This is a genomic window from Arthrobacter sulfonylureivorans, from assembly GCF_022637435.1.
Lineage (GTDB): Bacteria > Actinomycetota > Actinomycetes > Actinomycetales > Micrococcaceae > Crystallibacter > Crystallibacter sulfonylureivorans.
In genome coordinates this window covers 260,927-277,885 of the sequence record NZ_CP093326.1, presented here as the reverse complement: position 1 = coordinate 277,885, position 16,959 = coordinate 260,927, and the positions used below count along the sequence as shown (strand labels likewise).

Below are 16,959 nucleotides of genomic sequence, written 5' to 3'. Positions count from 1 at the left end.
CAAACAGCGCCCCTCCCCTGCGGGAGAGACGCTGTCCGGCGCATCGAACGGAAAGGGGACCCCGCCGTCGTACTGGTTTAAGACGTGGTGCTTACGGGAAGAACTTGTCCAGCTCCGCCGGCTTCGTCAGCGTGCCGTACTTCAGGGCGGCGTCGGCGAGCTTCTGCGCCGCCTCCATGTTGAAGTCCTTGCGGAAGGCCGGCAGGGCCATCTCCGCGCGGGCGGCTTCGTCGATCTTGGTGTAGGTGCCCACGATGTCGCGGACCTCGTCCGGGTTCTCCTGGGCGTATTCCAGGGAGCGGTTCATCGCGGCCTGGAACTTCTTGACCAGTTCCGGATCGTTGGCCACGGTGTCGCCGGTGGCGAAGTAGCCGGAGATGTCCAGCTTCTTGTCGAAGTCGGCGAAGTTGTAGGAGACCACGCGGCCGCCGTCATCCACGGACTGGGACAGGAACGGATCCAGGATCCAGGCCGCGTCAACCTGGCCGTTGGCCAGCGCTGCCGGCGCGTCCGGGAAGCCCACCTCCACGAACTTCACGCTGTCCGGGTCGCCGCCGTCGGCTTCGATCACGCTGCGGATGGTGGTGTCGCCGATGTTGGACAGGGTGTTGACGGAGACGGTCTTGCCGGCCAAGTCCTTGGGCGACTTGATGTCCGAATCCCCCTTGACCACCACGCCGCCGAAGTCGTGCGAGGTATCGCCCGAGGTGGAGTTGCCGTTGGCCACCAGCTTGATGTCCAGGCCCTTGTCATTGGCGACCATGACCGACACCAGGTTGCCGAAGGCGAAGTCGAAGCCACCGCTGACCACGGCCGGGATGGCGGCAGCGCCACCGGCGACGTTCTGGATGTCCAGATCCAGGCCCTCTTCTTCGAAGAAGCCCTTCGAATCGCCGAGCCAGAGCGGCGCGGTGTCAACGATCGGGATCACACCGACGGTAACTGGGGTGAGTCCGCCCGAGGCTGCGGGTTCGTTGCCGCCGGCCTCGCCGCCGCTGGGTGAGCCGGAGCCGCAGGCCGCCAGACCCAAAGCCGAGACACCGGCCAGCAGGGTCAGGAATGTTCGCTTCATGTCACTTCCTAAAAATCGAAAAACTAGGTGGCAGCCCGCGGTCTCCCCCAACGGAAGCGCGGTTTAGCGCGTAACCACCGGCACAACTATGTCACGGCTCACAGGCCATCCCTGCCGCGGCGCCGAAATGTGACGCGTCACCCACTTTGGTCAGCGGACGGCCTGTCGGCCCCGAGACTCCAGTGCCAACCGATACACCATGCCGCCGATCAGCGCCCCGATAAGCGGTGCCAGAATGAACAGCCAGAGTTGGGCCAAATAGTCGGCACCGCCGTACAGGGCGGCGGCAATCGAACGGGCCGGGTTCACCGACGTATTCGTGACCGGGATGCTGATCAGGTGGATGAGCGTCAGCGTGAGGCCGATGGCCAGGCCCGCGAATGCCTTGGCGCCGCGGCTTTCGGTCACCCCCATGATGACCAACACGAAGACGGCGGTCAGGATGATCTCGATTAGCAGTGCCGACAGCAGCGAGAACCCGCCGGGCGAGAGGTCGCCATAGCCGTTGGAGGCGAAGCCCGATTCCTGCGCAGCAGCGAGGAAGCCATCCGGGCCGCCGGCCGCGATGGCGAACACCAGGCTGGAACCGACAATGCCGCCGACGAGCTGCGCGACGATGTAGCCCACCGAGTCTTTCCAGCGGAACCGGCCGCCGCATGCCAGCCCCACGGTCACCGCCGGGTTGAAATGCCCGCCGGAGATGTGGCCAAAGGCGTAGATTCCGACCAGCACGGTCAGTCCGAAGGCCAGCGCCACGCCCAGGAAGCCCACGCCCAGCGGGTTGCCCGCGTCCGCGCCGGGGAAGCTGGCTGCAAAGATGGCTGTGCCCACACCGCCAAAGACCAGTATGAACGTGCCCAGGAACTCGGCGAGCAACCGCGCGATCATCGATGGTGCAACTGCCTCGCCGGGGGCTCCCGGGACAGCCTCCTGGCGCCCCCTCTTCTGTGCCGACATGGCCACGCCTCCCACCAGTGGACGCTTGTTGCCCTTAACGTACTCCTGTCGGCGCGCTCCGCCCAGCCCTGACGGCTTCGGCCGCCGCCGAAATACGGGGCAATTACCTGGCGGCGAGCTGCTCCTTGACCTGCTTGCGCAGCACCTTGCCGAGCATGGACTTGGGCAGTTCCTGCACGGCAATAATCCGCCGCGGAACCTTGTACGCCGCCAGCCGGCCGCGGCAATAGTCCCGCATCTCCTGCTCGCGCAGCGTGAAGTCGCCCTCTTCGCGAAGCACGACGGCGGCCGTCACCTCTTCGCCGCCCTCGGCCCGGGGTATGCCCACCACTGCCGCGTCCACCACGTCCGGATGGGACCGCAGCGCATCCTCGACTTCCGACGGCGAGACGTTGAAGCCGCCGGTGATGATCAGTTCCTTCACCCGGTCCACAATCCGCGCGTTGTGCTGCTCGTCCACGGTGACGATGTCGCCGGTGCGCACCCATCCGCCGTCGAGCAGCACGGCGGCGGTTTCCTCCGGTTTGCCCCAATAGCCCTGGAACACCTGCGGCCCGCGGATCAGCAGTTCGCCGGGTTGTCCGGGCTCGACGTCGCGGGATGGATTGTCTGGGTCCACCACCCGCATCTCGGTGCTGGGGAAGGGAACGCCGATGGTCCCGTTCCTGCGGGTGGACGCGAACGGATTGCCCATCGCCACCGGGGACGTCTCGGTCATCCCGTAGCCCTCCACCAGCAGGCCTCCGGCGGTGTCCTCCCACAGGTCCACGGTGGCCTGCGGCAGGTTCATGGCCCCGGAGATGGCGAACCGCACCGAGCTCAGGGACACCCCGCGCTTCCGGGCCTCGTTCGCGGTCCGCTCATAAATGGGCGGCACCGCGCAGTAGATGGTGGGCGGGATCTTCTTGGCTGCGGAGAGCACCAGATCCACGTCGAACTTGGGGAAGAGAACAACCCGCGAGCCGGTGAGTACGCCGAAGGTCAGATACAGGGTCATGCCGAAGGCGTGGAACATCGGCAGCACGGCGTACATGACCTCCTTGCCCTCGGCCACACCGTGCATCCACGCGCGCCCCTGTTCGGCGTTTGCCCGCAGGTTCCGGTGGGTCAGCATCGCACCCTTGGGGTGTCCGGTGGTGCCGGAGGTGTACTGGATGGCCGCCAGATCGGTGACCTCGGGGCGGGGAAAGCCCTGCTTCAGCGGCTTGGACTTCAGCAGCTTCTCCCAGGAAATGGTGTTCTTCACCGGAGCGGTCAAAGCCTTGCGGGATTTCCTGGCGGCGGGGACGGGCAGCCTGAGGGCCAGCCGCTTGGCCCGCGGCATGGCGCGGGTCAGGTCCACCGACACGATCGTCTTGACGGCAAGGTCGAAGGGAAACGCCTGGACCTTGGCCACCACGTTGTTCCAGACGACGGCGACCGTGGCGCCATGGTCCTCGAACTGGTGCCGGAGCTCGCGCTCGGTGTACAGCGGATTGTGTTCGACGACGACGGCGCCCAGCCGCAGCACCGCGTAGAAGGCCACCACATGTTGCGGGCAGTTGGGCAGGATCAGCGCCACACGGCTGCCCGGGCCCACACCCAGCCGGCGCAGGCCTTCGGCTGCCCGGTCAATCTGGCGGCCCAACTCCTGGTAGCTGGTGGACGCCCCGAAGAAGTCCAAGGCCGCCCGCTTCCCAAACCTGCGGACCGAGTCGTCCAGCATGTGCGAGAGGGACTCGGTGGGAATCTCAATCTCGGCGGGCACCCCGGATTGGTAGTTCTGCAGCCAGGGACGGTTCTCAATGGTGGGCATACAGCGGCCGGTCCTCTCACTCGGTTTGCTGCCAGTCTATGGCTCCCGGCCGCGTTGCCAGACGGAAACGCCCCGCCCTCCAGGTGGAGAACGGGGCGCTTCACGGCCTGCTTATTAGCGTGCTAATTATTGCGCGGGAACCTGCAGAACCTGGTCCACGAAGATCAGGTTCGGATCCGACACGGTGTCCGTGTTGGCCGCAAACAGATCTTCCCAGCCGCCCTGGAGTCCCATTGACTCTGCAATGGTGGCCAAGGTGTCACCGGACTGGACGGCGTAGGTTTCGCCGCTCACGGCCGGAGCCTCGACGGCGGGTGCGGCCGCGGGGGCCGGAGCCTGCTGGACCGGCGCCTGCTGGACCGGTGCCTGCTGGACGGGGGCCTGCTCGACCGGCGCCTGCTGCTGAACCGGCGCCTCGGCGACGGGAGCCTGCTGGACCGGGGCCTGCTGGATCTCGGCAGACTGGCTGCTCACCTGCGATCCTCCGCCGCCACCGGACAGTCCCAGCTTGGACGAGCAAGCCGGCCATGCACCCCAGCCCTGGTTGTCCAGGACCTTCTCCGCCACCGCGATTTGCTCCGCGCGGCTGGCATTCTCTGCCGAGCCGGTGCCGCCGTGGGCAGCCCAGGTGCTCGGGGTGAACTGCAGGCCACCCGAGAAGCCGTTGCCGGTGCTGGTGCTCCAGCTGCCGCCCGACTCGCACTCGGCCAGAGCGTCCCAGGTGGCGCCATCGGCGGCATTTGCCGCCGGTCCGACCATGGCCACGCTGGCACCGGTCAGGGCCAAGGCGGCCAGGCTGCCACGCAGGGCACGACTGAAGTTCTTGTTTTTCTGTAAGTTCACAATGCTCCGCTGAGGCCGCCTTGCGCTCAGTCCGTCCCCGGACATCCCTGCGCCGCCGTCAGCCACTCGTAAAGATCGAGGTCATGTGGACGTCTGCCATTCTGACGGCGAAAGGCGTGGGCAGCGTCCGGGCATATTTTCTTTGGGTGGATCGCGCCGTACGTTCCGGCACCCCCTGGCGTGGTCATCTGACCTGCGCACTCCGAGGACGCTACCGGAAAGTAATCAACGTTGCAAAATCGAGACCTGTTCAAGGCGTGTCGTTCAGCCGGCTGGAGGGGATCAGGGCTATGTGCGCTTCGTTGCGCGTACGGCAACTAGTTTGGCCCGGCACCCTCTCCTCATCCGCGCTGCCGGGTCTGCGGCTACTGCGCGCTGAGACGAGGAGGCGCAGAGGCAAAATCGCGCGTCTCCATGCGGTTTTGACGGCCGGCGGCGCGCATATACACCGGCGGCCGACGGGAGCATGATGGTTTCGTGACTACGCAGAATCTGCGGGCCGTTCAGGCTCCACTGAAGGCCAAGTACCGGCACCAGCCCGACGCCGCGATGATCACGCTTTACGCCGAGGGCGAACTCGGTGAAGGAACCAGCTGTTCCGTTGCCACAGGCCGTGCCTTGGTGGCGGCCGGACTGCACCCTGCCACCGGTGGCGACGGCAGCCTGGTCTGCTCCGGGGACATGCTCTTGCAGGCACTGGCGGCCTGCGCCGGAGTGACCTTGCAGGCCGTCGCGGCCTCACTGGGACTGGAGGTGGCCGGCCGCGTCCATGCCGAGGGCGACTTGGACTTCCGCGGAACGTTGGCGGTGGACAAGGACAGTCCGGTCGGCTTCCAACGCATCCGAGTCCGGTTCGAGCTGGTCAGCGACGCCGACGACGCGGATCTGGAGACCCTGCTCCGGCTGACCGAGCGCTACTGCGTGGTCTACCAAACGCTGGCCGTCCCTCCAGCGCTGTCCGTGCACCGGGTCCAACAAGACAACGACGGCGGAGCGCCGCACCTCCCGTAGTGCACACGGCCTATCCGTCCGTGCGGCCGGCAGCCTTGTCCACCGGCACCAGCTTCACGTCAACGAGCCTTCCGCCGTCGGCCGTCGCCGTCATATAGGTACAAACCGGTTGCCGGCGGCGGTCGGTCGGCGAGCCCGGATTGAGCAGCCGCAGGCCGCCGGGCGAGGTGGTGTCCCACGGGATGTGGCTGTGCCCGAACACCAGCACATCCACATTGGGAAAGCGCGCCTCACACCGCTCTTCCCGGCCCTTAGCCGCTCCGGTCTCGTGGATCATGGCGAAGCGAACGCCCTCGACTGTTGCGGCGGCGATTTCCGGCAGGCGCGAGCGCAGGTCGTCGCCGTCGTTGTTGCCGTACACGCCGATCAGCCGTCGGCTGCGCTGCTCCAGCTCGTCCAGCAGTTCCGCGGTGACCCAATCGCCGGCGTGGAACACCACGTCGGCCGCGGCCACCGCATCCCAGACCTGCTCCGGGAGCCGCCGCGCACGCTTCGGCAGGTGCGTGTCCGCCAGGAACAGGAGCTTGCTGACCATACCGGCATCCTTGCATACCCGCTCAGAAGCCGAAGGCCATCCGCAGCCCCAGCGCCAGCATCACCACCGCGATCAGCCCGTCAAGGATCCGCCAGGACCCGGGCCGGGCGAAAATGGGGCGCAGCAGCCGGGCTCCGAATCCGAGCGCACCGAACCAGGCAATGCTGCCCAGCACCGCGCCGGCGCCGAAGTACCAGCGCAGATCCGGGCCCTGGGTGTTGGCGATGGAACCGAGCAGCAGGACCGTGTCCAAATACACATGAGGGTTCAGCCAGGTCAGCGCAAAGGCCGTGGCGGCCACGGAGGCCAGTGAACCGCCGCGCTGATTCTCCGCCGCGGTGAGCGCGCCTGGCTTGATGGCCCGTTTGGCGGCGAAGACGGCGTACGCCAGCAGGAAGGCGGCCCCGCCCAGCCGAATCACGTCCACCACTGCCGGCGCCGCCTCGATCACCGCACCGATTCCGGCAATCCCGGCGGCGATCAGCACCGCATCGGAGACGGCGCAGATCAGGACGACGACGCCGATGTGCTCGCCCCGGATCCCTTGGCGCAGCACGAAGGCGTTCTGGGCCCCGATCGCGATGATGAGGGCCAGTCCGGTACCCAGTCCCAGCAAGACGGTGGGGGCCATAGCGGTAGTCACAGCAGACGACGCTATCCGAACGGCTGACACCAGTACAGCTAAAGAAATTTAGGATCCGTAAGATGAGCTTATGCAGCCGTTCCAATTCGAGCATCTGGCGACCTTCGCCGTCGTCGTTCAAGAAGGCAGCTTCGATGCCGCCTCCCGCGCCCTGCATGTGACTCCCTCCGCCGTCTCGCAGCGAATCAAGGCGATGGAGCAAACGGCCGGCCAGGTTCTGCTGCAGCGCACCACCCCGGTACAGCCGACCGCTGCCGGCGACGTGGTCCTGCGGCTGGCACGGCAGGTGCGGGTCCTGCAGGCCGATGCGCAGCGCGAACTCGGCGGCAGCGTGACCGGGCTGGCCCTGCCGCTGGTGGTCAATGCGGATTCGCTCGCCACGTGGTTTCTGGGCGCGCTGGCCCGGATGCCGCGCGACCGGAGCGTGTTTTTTGAGGTGCACCGTGAAGACGAGCAGCATTCGACCTCGTTGCTGCGGTCGGGACGCGTGACCGCGGCGGTGACCGCCACGCCGGAACCGGTCCAGGGCTGCTCGGTGGAAGCCCTCGGCTCGCTCCGCTACCGGGCGGTGGCCAGCAGTGACTACCTGGACCATTGGCGGCCCAGCGGGACACCGGATGACGACCTGGCGTGGCTGGGCGCGGCGCCGGTGCTGGACTTCGACCGCAAGGACGACCTGCAGGAGCGTTTCTACCGGACGCTGACCGGCGAGGACTTGGCCGCGCCCCGCCACTACATGCCGGCTTCCGGAGAGTTTGCGGCCGCCGTCCGGCTGGGCATCGGCTGGGCCCTGCTGCCGGAACAACAGTGCCTGGCGGACCTCCGCCGCGGCACGCTGCGGCAGCTGGCCCCGGACCTGCCGGTGGACGTGCCGTTGTACTGGCAGCGCTGGAAAATCAGCTCGCCGATCCTCGATGAACTCTCCGCCTGCGTGCGGCAGACCGCGGAGGAACAACTGCGCCAGCCATAGCACCGCCGGGCGCAGGACCGGCTCCGTGCGGCGCTTCGGCCCGTCACCGAGGCCCTGACCTCTGTGACCGGCGCCTAAGGTGGAGGGGAAGATCCTGACGAAGGGGCATGATGCAAGACCGCATTCGCAATGCCCGCATGCTCGAGCGCGTAATGTCCGCCGAGCAGGCGGCCGAACTGATCAAACCCGGCATGACGGTGGCCATGAGCGGCTTCACCGGGGCCGGTTACCCGAAGGCCGTGCCGCAGGCGCTGGCCGCGAGGATGGAATCCGCCCATGCCGCGGGCGAGCAGTTCAAGATCCGCGTCCTGACCGGCGCATCAACCGCCCCCGAGCTGGACGGCGCGCTGGCCAAGGTCGACGGCATGGAGTTGCGCCTGCCCTACCAATCCGACCCAGCGTTGCGCGAGCGGATCAATGCCGGCGAACTGGACTACATCGACATCCACCTCAGCCACGTCGCCCAGCACACCTGGTACGGGTTCTTCGGCGACGTGGATCTCGCCGTCGTCGAAGTGGTCGGCATCCTCGAAGACGGCCGGCTGATTCCGTCGTCCTCGGTCGGCAACAACAAGACCTGGCTGGAACAAGCCGACAAGGTCATTGTGGAGGTCAACAGCGCGCAGCCGGCCGAGCTGGAGGGCATGCACGACGTTTACTACGGCACCGCGCTGCCGCCGAACCGGAAACCGATCCAGCTGCTGCACCCGGACGACCGGATCGGCGAACCGTATCTGCAGGTGGACCCGGACAAGATCGTGGCCATCGTGCACACGGACGCCCCCGACCGCAACTCCCCGTTCAATCCGCCGGACGAGACCTCGCAGCAAATTGCCGGCCACCTGCTGGACTTCCTGGACCAGGAGGTCCAGCGCGGCCGCCTGACGGATAAGCTCCTGCCGCTGCAGTCCGGCGTCGGCAATATCCCCAATGCGGTGCTGGAAGGCCTGGCCGCCGGTGGCTACCGCGGCCTGACCGCCTACACCGAGGTCATCCAGGACGGCATGCTGAAGCTGATCAAGGACGGCGTGCTGCGGATGGCGTCGGCCACATCCTTCTCGCTGAGCCAGGCCGGGGTCGAGGAGTTCAACGCCAACGTCGACTACTACCGCGAGCGCATCATCCTGCGCACCCAGGAGATCTCCAACCACCCGGAGCTGATCCGCCGGCTGGGCTGCATTGCGCTGAACGGCATGATCGAGGCGGACATCTACGGCAACGTCAACTCCACCCACATCGCCGGCACCAAGGTGATGAACGGCATCGGCGGCTCCGGCGACTTCGCCCGGAACGGCTACCTGTCCGTGTTCATGTCGCCGAGCACGGCCAAGGCCGGGAAGATCTCCAGCATTGTGCCGATGGCCAGCCATGTGGACCACACCGAGCACGACACCATGATTGTGGTGACCGAACACGGCCTGGCCGACCTGCGCGGCCTGGCCCCGAAGCAGCGCGCCCGCAAGATCATCGACACCTGCGCGCATCCGGACTACCGGCCAATGCTGCAGGACTATTTCGACCGGGCCTGCCGGGACAGCTTCGGCAAGCACACCCCGCACCTGCTGGGCGAGGCGCTGTCCTGGCACCAGCGCTTCGTGGAGACCGGCAGCATGCGCCCCTAGGTTCCGGCCGCCCGCCGCGCGGTCCAGCAGGTCCGGCCGGAAGTATGACGTCGTCGTACTCGCGCGCTTTCGCCACCCGGCGGGCCTGCCGGTAGGCTGCTGGCTTGTACACGGGAGTCCGGTGAGCCGGGCTGAGAGGAAACTTCTCAAGTTTCGACCGTTGAACCTGATCTGGATCATGCCAGCGCAGGGAGCAACCCTCACACCCGTGCCCTGTTCACTCAACAGAAGGGCGCGAACATGCGAACACCTGACGCTGCCGTCGCGGCAGCGAACCATCCCTCCACCGGCGACGCCGGGACATCCTTCACGGCCACGCCGCGTGAATTCGGCGTGGGGGCCCGACTGACCCTGGCGGTCATGGCCGATGACTACGTCGACGTCATCCTGGGGGCGCTGCGAAGCGCCGACGCCACCGGGCTCGAGGTGCAGACGGGGAAAGTCAGCACCTACGTCTCGGGCGCCGAACAGGACGTCTTGCGCTATCTGAGCCAGGTGATTGCCGGGGCCGGACGCAGCGGAGCGCACGTAGCGGCCGCGGTCCACCTATCCCACGGCTGCCCGGGCGGCGTCAGCTGCGACATACCCGAGGGCGGCGCGGCGCTGTATTCGGAAATCCCGCAACTGGAACCGACCGGAATCAAGACAGCGGCAGACTGGGCGATCTACCCGCTCGCCGACGGCGGATCCGGCACTGCCGCAGCGGACCACATGCGCGACATCTACGCCGCCATCGACTACGCCAAGTCCACCGGCGTGACCGTCACCGAAGACCACTACGTCACCCGGCTGGACGGAGACGTCGCCCAGGTCCTGCAGACCATCGCCGCTGGCTGGATCCTGATTGGGCGGTCCGTCCAGCACGTTGTCACGCACGCCACCCTGTCCATCAACAGCCCCAGTGCGTCCTGACGCTGGCCCGGAAGGAACCCCCATGTCAACATCATCTGGTCCCGCCCGCACACGGACTGCCTGGAGCCTGAAGGACCTGGTCCTGCTGGTCGTCCTCGGCGTCGTCTTCGGTTTCCTCTACTGGGTCTTCGTCCAGGCCTGGACTGCCCTCTCGCTCCTCATGGGGCCCGCCGGAGACCTTTCGCAGCACTTTCTGGCCGGTAGCTGGCTGCTGGTCGCGCCGATCGCCATTGCCATCGTCCAGCGTCCCTTTGCCGGCGTGATCGCGGAGGTCCTGGCCTCGGTGATCGAGGTCGTGTTCCTGGGCTCGGCGGTGGGCCCGCTGCTCTTCATCGCGGCCGCAATCCAAGGCATCGGCAGTGAGATCCCGTTTGCGGCCACCCGCTACCGTTCCTACAGCTGGCTCACCTACGCCCTGTCCGGCCTGCTCGGCGCCGGTCTGGTCTTCTTCTATTCGGCCTTCCGGTCCGGCTGGTATGGCCAGGACCTGTTTTTCACCCGTCTGGTCATCCACCTGATTTCCGGCGTGGTGCTGGGCGGGTTGCTGGCGAAGGCCATCGTCGACGCCCTGGCGAAGACCGGCGTAGTGGACAACTTCGCGATCGGGCGCGCCCGGTTGGGCAAGGCCAATGCCCGCTGAGCCTGCACTGGCGCTCCACGATGTAGCTGTGGAGTTTCCCCGGCGTGATGCCGCCGTGCTGCGCGGCGTCACGCTGCGGCTGGAACCCGGCGAGCACCTGATCGTGCTCGGGGCTTCGGGGTCCGGAAAATCCACGCTGTTGCAGGCGATCACGGGCGTGGTGCCGCACACGGTGTTGTCCACGCTGACCGGCAGCGTGTCGGTGAAGGGGACGGCGACGACGGACGCGTCCGTCGTCGAGCTCTCGCGCCATGTCGGGGTCCTCGCCCAGGATCCCTCCTCCGGGGTCTGCCTGCCGGACGTTGAACAGGAACTGGCCCTCCCGTTGGAGAACCGCGCCGTGCCGCCGGAGCGCATATCGGCCCGCATCGACCACGCGCTGTCGTTGGTCGGTGCGGCCGGTCTGCGGCAGCGCCAGACGGACAAGCTTTCCGGCGGCGAGGGCCAGCGTGTGGCACTCGCCGCCAGCCTGATCGCCGAACCGGCCCTCCTGCTGCTCGATGAGCCGACCTCCATGCTCGATCCGGCCGGCCTCACCGCCGTGCGTCAGGCTATTGACGCGGCCGCAGCCGCCTACGGTCCGGCTGTGGTGCTGGTCGAACACCGGCTCGACGACTACGCCGGCCGGGCGGGAATTGCCGGGCTGCCGGGCCGGGCCCTCGTGCTCGGCGACGCAGGGCAGGTCCTGGCCGATGGCGCCACTGCGGCTGTGCTGGCCGGCAGCGCCGGCCGGCTCAATGCCCGCGGATGCTGGTTGCCGCTGGAAACGGAACTGCTGGCAGTCACCGGGCAGCCCGGTGGCCTGGATTCGCCCGACGTCTGCTCTGCCCTCCGCGCTCTGGCGCTACCCGACGACGACGGCGGCGCTCCAGACGCGCCCGGTGCCGGCGACACGGTCCTCGCCGCGGAGAATGTCTCCGTCTCACGCGGCGCCGGACGGAAGAAGCGCCGGTCCCGTCGCGCGGACCGGGTGGAACCGGCCATCCTCAGAAACGTGAACGTGGAGCTCAGGCGCGGCGAGATCACGGCCCTGCTGGGAGCCAACGGAACGGGCAAAACGTCGTTGCTGCTCACCCTCGCAGGGCTCCTCCCGCCCGCCGAAGGAACGGTGCTGGGCGCCCGCCCCGGCATGGTGTTCCAGAACCCCGAACACCAGTTCGTGGCGCACACCGTGGCGGAGGAAGTCCGGCACGGGTTGCCCGATGCTCGGAACGACTTCTTCAACCACCTGTTGGAACAGCACCGGCTCACGCATCTGGCCGACCAGAGCCCCTTCCGACTGTCCGGCGGCGAAAAGCGCCGCCTGAGCGTCGCTGCCATGCTGGCCCACGAACGGCCGTCCTTACTGGCGGACGAGCCGACGTTCGGCCTGGACCGGCGGGACACGATTGCCACCGCCAGCGCGTTCAAGCAGGCGGCGGCCGGCGGCAGCGCCATTCTCTTCTCCAGCCACGACCTGCGCACCGTTGCCGCGCTGGCCGACCGCGCCGTCGTCATCGCCGAGCGCACCGTGATTGCCGACGGCCCCGTCTTCGACCTCCTGCGCGACCCGGAAATCCTGGCGCGAGCCGGCCTCAGGCTGCCGCCGCTGCTCGACTGGCTGCTCGCAGAGTTCGATTCGGACCGCGAAATCCGCCGCGTTCTCGACCGGCTGGATGCGGCAGTTTCCGGTGGGTCTTCCGTGCAGCATCTGGCCGGGAGCCGCGCATGACCGCCATATCTGCCGCATCACCGGCGTCCTTCGCCTCCGGCAGTGTCCTCGCCCGGCGCAATCCCACGGTCAAGCTCGCGCTGTTGTTTGTCGTGTCGCTGGCGATGGTCTTCATTTTTGATCCGGTCACCCCGGCCGTGCTCTACGTCGTGGCCCTGGCCGCCGTCGTTGCTTCCACCCGGCTGCCCCTCCGAACGCTGGCGCTGGGTCACGTCCCCTTCCTCGCCTTCGGTCTGGGCATCTTGATGGTCAACGCGCTCAGCCGCCCGGGTCACATCCTGTGGGATGCCGGCCCCCTGCGGATCACCGCCGAAGGACTGTCGGTCGGCGGTTCCTTGGCCCTGCGGACCCTGGTGATCGGCATTCTCGCCATCGGCTTCATCGCTTCCACCGACGGCGTGGCACTGATGGGAAGCCTGCATCAACATGCCAGGCTCGGTTCCCGGATCACCTATGCCGTGCTGGCCGGCTACCGCATGCTGCAGGAGATGCCCCGGGAGTGGCAGACCATCCGTCAGGCCCACGCCGTCCGGGCGCAGCTCCGCCCGGACGGTTCGCTGCCCAGCGGCCTGGCCGCCTACGGCCGTGCGGCCTTTGCCCTGCTGGTGGTCTCCGTGCGCAAAGGCGAACGGATGGCCCAGTCGCTGGAATCCCGTGGCCTCGGGCTGACCCCCCGGACCACCTGGCGGAAAATTCCCCTCACCCGCACCGACTGGCTGATGGCGGCAGCCGTCCTGGCCGTGCTCGGCGGGATCGTGTACGCCAGCCACGTCCTGGGGTTTTTGGAAGGATACGATGCGCTCTTCAGCTGACGGCATGCACCTGGTGGCGATGGTCAACCCGCCCACCAGCCAGTATTCGGAGAATTGGCGGCACCCGCTCTCCCGGCGGGACTGGCTGAGCGCGGAGTTTTACCTCGATCTGGGCCGGACGCTGGAACGAGGCTGCTTCGACATGCTGTTCCTGCCCGACGCGCTGGCCGTCCCGGAGGACAACACGGGCGACTTCGCCACCACGCTGGTCACCGGCGGCAAAGGCGCCATCTATCTCGACCCCTTGATTACGCTGTCGCTGGTTGCCGGGGCCACCCGGCACCTGGGGTTGGCCGCGACCATCTCCACCACCTTCACCCCTGCCTACAGCATCGCCCGGAAGCTGCTCTCGCTGGATCACCTCTCCGGTGGCCGGGTCGCCTGGAACATCGTCACCTCCACCACCGACGCCGAGGCCGCCAACTTCGGCCTGACCTCCATCCCGCCCAAGGCGGAGCGGTATGACCGGGCCGACGACGTCGTCCAGACCGTGGTGGACTTGTTGGAATCCTGGCAGCCCGGGGCCTTGACGCTGGACGGTCCGCGACGTCAGTTCGCGGATCCTGAGCTGGTGCACCGGATACCGGAACGGCCCCTTTCCGGCAGGAGCCGGCCGTTGAGCCGCGGTCCGATCACGCTGCCGCGCAGTCCGCAGGGCCGGCCGGTACTCATGCAGGCCGGATCTTCGCCGCGCGGCATGGAGTTCGCCGCCCGCTGGGCCGAGGTCGTGTTCGCCGTGGCCGACACACCGGACGCCATGCGGGCCGTGCGGACTGAACTTCGGGACCGCGCTGCGGCCGCCGGACGGAATCCGGATCAGCTGGCCGTGCTTCCGGCGGTCCAGCCGATCACCGGTTCCACCCGCGCCGCCGCCTTCGCCACCGTCCAAAGCCTGGAAGCGGCACTCGATGGGGAAGGCGTCCTGACGAAGTTGGGCCGGCTCCTGCACGCGGCCCGGGAGGACCTCAACCCAGACGGCAGCGCCGAGGAGTTGCTGCTGGCCCACCGCGGAGCCACCGGCAGCGAGGGGTTCGAACAGATGCTGCTCGCCGCAGCCCACCGCCAATCCATGACCGTCCGCGACCTTGCCAACGCCCAAGCCATGAACCAACTGCACCCGCAGCCGGTCGGCGATCCGGCGGACATCGCCGACTACTTGTGCGAACTTTACGACTCGGAAGCGGCTGACGGTTTCGTGATCATGTCCGCGCTCTACCCGTCCTCGCTCGAAGAGTTCGTCAACGGCGTGGTCCCTGAGCTGCAGGCACGAGGCCGGTTCCGGTCCTCGTATTCGGGGCGCACCCTGCGCGACCACTTGGGCACCTCCCTCTGAGGCAGCAAGCCCCAACCGGGCAGCGGTAACCGAACGCCCGCTGCGTCCCCGGAGGTCCGGCCTGTGCGCACGTGCCGGACTTCCAACGTTTATGTCCCGCGGTCCCGGGGTCCGCTCAGCGCTGGTACACCCGGGCCAGCACGGCGTCGAAGACCCGGTCCGGCAGCAGCCGGCGAGCGCTCATGATGGTCCGCGCGCCCCGGCCCACCGGGTACCGGCTGCGGATGCGGCGCGCGGCCGCGACGCGGGCAATACGCCGGCCCACCACCTCCGGCGGCGTTCCCGTCCGCTCCGTATAAGCTCCTGACATCGCCTGCGCGACACTCTCGGCCTGCCGTTCGTACGCTGTCCCCTCCGAGCTCTGCAGCAGGCTGTTCACCGCAATCGAGCTCCACTCGGTCAGAATGGGCCCGGGCTCGATGATCACCACGTCAATGCCGTAGGGCTTGAGCTCCACTCGAAGACAGTCCGACAAGCCTTCCACCGCAAATTTGGCCGCGTGATACCAGCCGCCAAGCGGCTCGTAGAAGACGCCGCCGATCGAGGACACGTTGATGATCCGGCCGCTGCCCTGCGCGCGCATGGCGGGGGCGACCAATTGAATGAGCCGCCCCATCCCGAACAGGTTCACCTCGAACTGCTGCCGGGCATCAGCCAGCGGCACGTCCTCCACGGAGCCGAAGGACGCGTAGCCCGCATTGTTGACCAGCACGTCCAGGCGGCCCTGTTCAGACAGGATCCGCTGCACCCCGTCGACCATGGACGCGTCGTCGGTCAGGTCCATGCCGAGCACGCGGACCCCGTGCACTTCCAGTAGGCACATCCGCTCCAGCCGGCGCGCTGCCGCGTAGACCGTGAAACCGCGGCTCACCAGTTCGCGGCAGGTGTGTTCGCCGATTCCGGAGGAAGCCCCGGTCACCAGTGCCACTTTGTCCATCGCCATCTCCCCGCGTCACTTCCCCAACGCGACGACGACGGCGGTGCTCGCCTCGTGCGGCAGGGTCCGGGCTGCGCCGTCAGGCCCAAAGAGCCGCTGGCAGCCATCGATTTCCACGGTCAGCGGCGCACCGACGTCCAGCCCGTCGGCAACCGGCCACAAGACCGCAAACTCCGTCGCTTTGTCGTCGCACTCGGCAGCGGGCGCGTCCGCCTTCACTGCTTTAAGTACGGCATTCATTCCGGGGCCGTCGAGGCTGCCTCCACCAATAAACTCTCCGGCGAATACCTCCGTGCCTGAAAACTCCAGCTCCGCGTGCGTACCGGCGGTCGGCGCCGCGCCGGCGTCGGGCCGATCAATGTTGTAGTGGCAGACCCTGAGCGAGTCCACCTCGCCGACCTCGGGAACCAGGCCTGCGGAGCCGGAGACCGTGGCACCGGTGCCCTCCGCGCCCAGTTCCGGGGCCGGTATCGGCGCCACGTCGATTCCGCCCGCCACCGGTTCCTTCCACTCGGCCGGGCAGTTGGCGTCCAGTGCCGCCTTCGGTTGGATGAGTTCCATCTTGTGCTGTGTCGACTCGACCACCTCCATGCCACCAAGGATCTCGCGCACGCCGGGCTTCGTCTTGCCGCAGGAATTCGTCGGCCATGCCGCGCGCATTGCCCTGCCCTGTTCATCCAGCAGCCAGAGATCGGGAACCAGTTCCATGTCCGCCGTGCAGGCCTGGTTTGCTCTGGGTGGGTCGCTCGGCTGTGCCAGGGCGTCCAGCAGTCCGTCCATGTTCCCGGTGAGGCGCTCCTCCGTGACCGCCGACCACAGGCCCTCGGCATCTTCGACCGTCGCCATCATGAAGGCGTCACAGCGGATGACTTCGACAGGCACGAATGCTTCGGGCACGCTGCCGGCCACTGGTGGCGGAGGCGCGGACGGCTTCCCTGGTTCCAGGACGTGCTGCGCCGATGTGCAGTCGACGGCATCCACCAGCTCGGCCACGGCACGTGTTTGCCCGCGCCCTCCAGGCATCTCTCCGCAGGCTGCCAAGGTGACCATAGCCAGCAGCGCCGCCACGCCCAGTCCACATATCCGCCTTCGACCGCCGCTGAACCACATCCGCTGCACGCTGCTGTCCCCCATCCCAGTCCTTGCGGCCATTCTAGGGCCTCGAT

At 67.6% G+C, this 16,959-nt stretch carries 16 protein-coding genes and 1 riboswitch; of the genes, 8 read left to right on the top strand and 8 right to left on the bottom strand.

Annotated features, from left to right (window positions below):
* Positions 1 to 91: 91 nt before the first annotated feature.
* The 4 genes from MNQ99_RS01350 to MNQ99_RS01335 all read right to left on the bottom strand — a co-directional run bounded on the left by MNQ99_RS01350 (position 92) and on the right by MNQ99_RS01335 (position 4,667).
* Positions 92 to 1,072, bottom strand: coding sequence for an ABC transporter substrate-binding protein (locus tag MNQ99_RS01350; protein WP_127513924.1), 981 nt, complete (start codon positions 1,070 to 1,072; stop codon positions 92 to 94).
* 150 nt (positions 1,073 to 1,222) lie between these two features.
* On the bottom strand, positions 1,223 to 2,029 hold the full coding sequence (gene aqpZ / locus MNQ99_RS01345) for an aquaporin Z (RefSeq protein WP_422387482.1): 807 nt from the start codon (positions 2,027 to 2,029) through the stop codon (positions 1,223 to 1,225).
* 103 nt (positions 2,030 to 2,132) lie between these two features.
* Positions 2,133 to 3,824: a long-chain-fatty-acid--CoA ligase gene (locus tag MNQ99_RS01340; RefSeq protein ID WP_241914151.1), complete on the bottom strand. Its 1,692-nt coding sequence runs from the start codon at positions 3,822 to 3,824 to the stop codon at positions 2,133 to 2,135.
* A gap of 126 nt (positions 3,825 to 3,950) precedes the next feature.
* Positions 3,951 to 4,667, bottom strand: a complete 717-nt coding sequence (locus MNQ99_RS01335) for a transglycosylase family protein (RefSeq protein ID WP_422387481.1) — start codon at positions 4,665 to 4,667, stop codon at positions 3,951 to 3,953.
* 477 nt (positions 4,668 to 5,144) lie between these two features.
* Between MNQ99_RS01335 and MNQ99_RS01330 the strand changes: the two genes are divergently transcribed.
* Complete coding sequence (locus tag MNQ99_RS01330; RefSeq protein ID WP_241914150.1) at positions 5,145 to 5,678, top strand: OsmC family protein; 534 nt, start codon at positions 5,145 to 5,147, stop codon at positions 5,676 to 5,678.
* A gap of 10 nt (positions 5,679 to 5,688) precedes the next feature.
* Here MNQ99_RS01330 and MNQ99_RS01325 read toward each other — a convergent pair whose 3' ends face one another.
* Together MNQ99_RS01325 and MNQ99_RS01320 are read right to left on the bottom strand one after the other, a co-directional pair.
* Positions 5,689 to 6,213 carry a metallophosphoesterase family protein gene (locus tag MNQ99_RS01325; protein WP_241914149.1) on the bottom strand — a complete coding sequence of 175 codons (525 nt, stop codon included), beginning with the start codon at positions 6,211 to 6,213 and terminating at the stop codon, positions 5,689 to 5,691.
* Between the two features lie 22 nt (positions 6,214 to 6,235).
* Positions 6,236 to 6,844, bottom strand: coding sequence for a LysE/ArgO family amino acid transporter (locus MNQ99_RS01320; protein WP_241915226.1), 609 nt, complete (start codon positions 6,842 to 6,844; stop codon positions 6,236 to 6,238).
* Between the two features lie 82 nt (positions 6,845 to 6,926).
* On the opposite strand from MNQ99_RS01320, the gene MNQ99_RS01315 reads away from it, so the two are divergent.
* The 7 genes from MNQ99_RS01315 to MNQ99_RS01285 all read left to right on the top strand — a co-directional run bounded on the left by MNQ99_RS01315 (position 6,927) and on the right by MNQ99_RS01285 (position 14,856).
* Positions 6,927 to 7,826: a LysR family transcriptional regulator ArgP gene (locus MNQ99_RS01315; protein ID WP_241914148.1), complete on the top strand. Its 900-nt coding sequence runs from the start codon at positions 6,927 to 6,929 to the stop codon at positions 7,824 to 7,826.
* 110 nt (positions 7,827 to 7,936) lie between these two features.
* Positions 7,937 to 9,448 carry an acetyl-CoA hydrolase/transferase family protein gene (locus MNQ99_RS01310; protein WP_241914147.1) on the top strand — a complete coding sequence of 504 codons (1,512 nt, stop codon included), beginning with the start codon at positions 7,937 to 7,939 and terminating at the stop codon, positions 9,446 to 9,448.
* 100 nt (positions 9,449 to 9,548) lie between these two features.
* Positions 9,549 to 9,658, top strand: a riboswitch (TPP riboswitch).
* A gap of 30 nt (positions 9,659 to 9,688) precedes the next feature.
* Complete coding sequence (locus MNQ99_RS01305; RefSeq protein ID WP_241914146.1) at positions 9,689 to 10,360, top strand: YkoF family thiamine/hydroxymethylpyrimidine-binding protein; 672 nt, start codon at positions 9,689 to 9,691, stop codon at positions 10,358 to 10,360.
* A gap of 22 nt (positions 10,361 to 10,382) precedes the next feature.
* Positions 10,383 to 11,000 (top strand): ECF transporter S component, encoded by a 618-nt coding sequence (locus MNQ99_RS01300; protein ID WP_241914145.1) that lies wholly within the window; start codon positions 10,383 to 10,385, stop codon positions 10,998 to 11,000.
* 28 nt (positions 11,001 to 11,028) lie between these two features.
* Positions 11,029 to 12,711 (top strand): ABC transporter ATP-binding protein, encoded by a 1,683-nt coding sequence (locus tag MNQ99_RS01295; protein ID WP_241914144.1) that lies wholly within the window; start codon positions 11,029 to 11,031, stop codon positions 12,709 to 12,711.
* A complete protein-coding gene (locus MNQ99_RS01290) occupies positions 12,708 to 13,523 on the top strand; it encodes an energy-coupling factor transporter transmembrane component T family protein (protein WP_241914143.1) in 816 nt (271 codons plus the stop codon). Before MNQ99_RS01295 ends, MNQ99_RS01290 begins: the two co-directional genes overlap by 4 nt.
* Positions 13,507 to 14,856 (top strand): NtaA/DmoA family FMN-dependent monooxygenase, encoded by a 1,350-nt coding sequence (locus MNQ99_RS01285; protein ID WP_241914142.1) that lies wholly within the window; start codon positions 13,507 to 13,509, stop codon positions 14,854 to 14,856. Before MNQ99_RS01290 ends, MNQ99_RS01285 begins: the two co-directional genes overlap by 17 nt.
* Positions 14,857 to 14,971: 115 nt before the next feature.
* Here MNQ99_RS01285 and MNQ99_RS01280 read toward each other — a convergent pair whose 3' ends face one another.
* Both MNQ99_RS01280 and MNQ99_RS01275 read right to left on the bottom strand, forming a co-directional pair.
* On the bottom strand, positions 14,972 to 15,793 hold the full coding sequence (locus tag MNQ99_RS01280) for an oxidoreductase (protein WP_241914141.1): 822 nt from the start codon (positions 15,791 to 15,793) through the stop codon (positions 14,972 to 14,974).
* A gap of 15 nt (positions 15,794 to 15,808) precedes the next feature.
* The gene (locus tag MNQ99_RS01275) at positions 15,809 to 16,927 is read right to left on the bottom strand and encodes a hypothetical protein (protein WP_241914140.1); all 1,119 of its coding nucleotides are present in this window, start codon (positions 16,925 to 16,927) and stop codon (positions 15,809 to 15,811) included.
* Positions 16,928 to 16,959 lie beyond the last annotated feature (32 nt).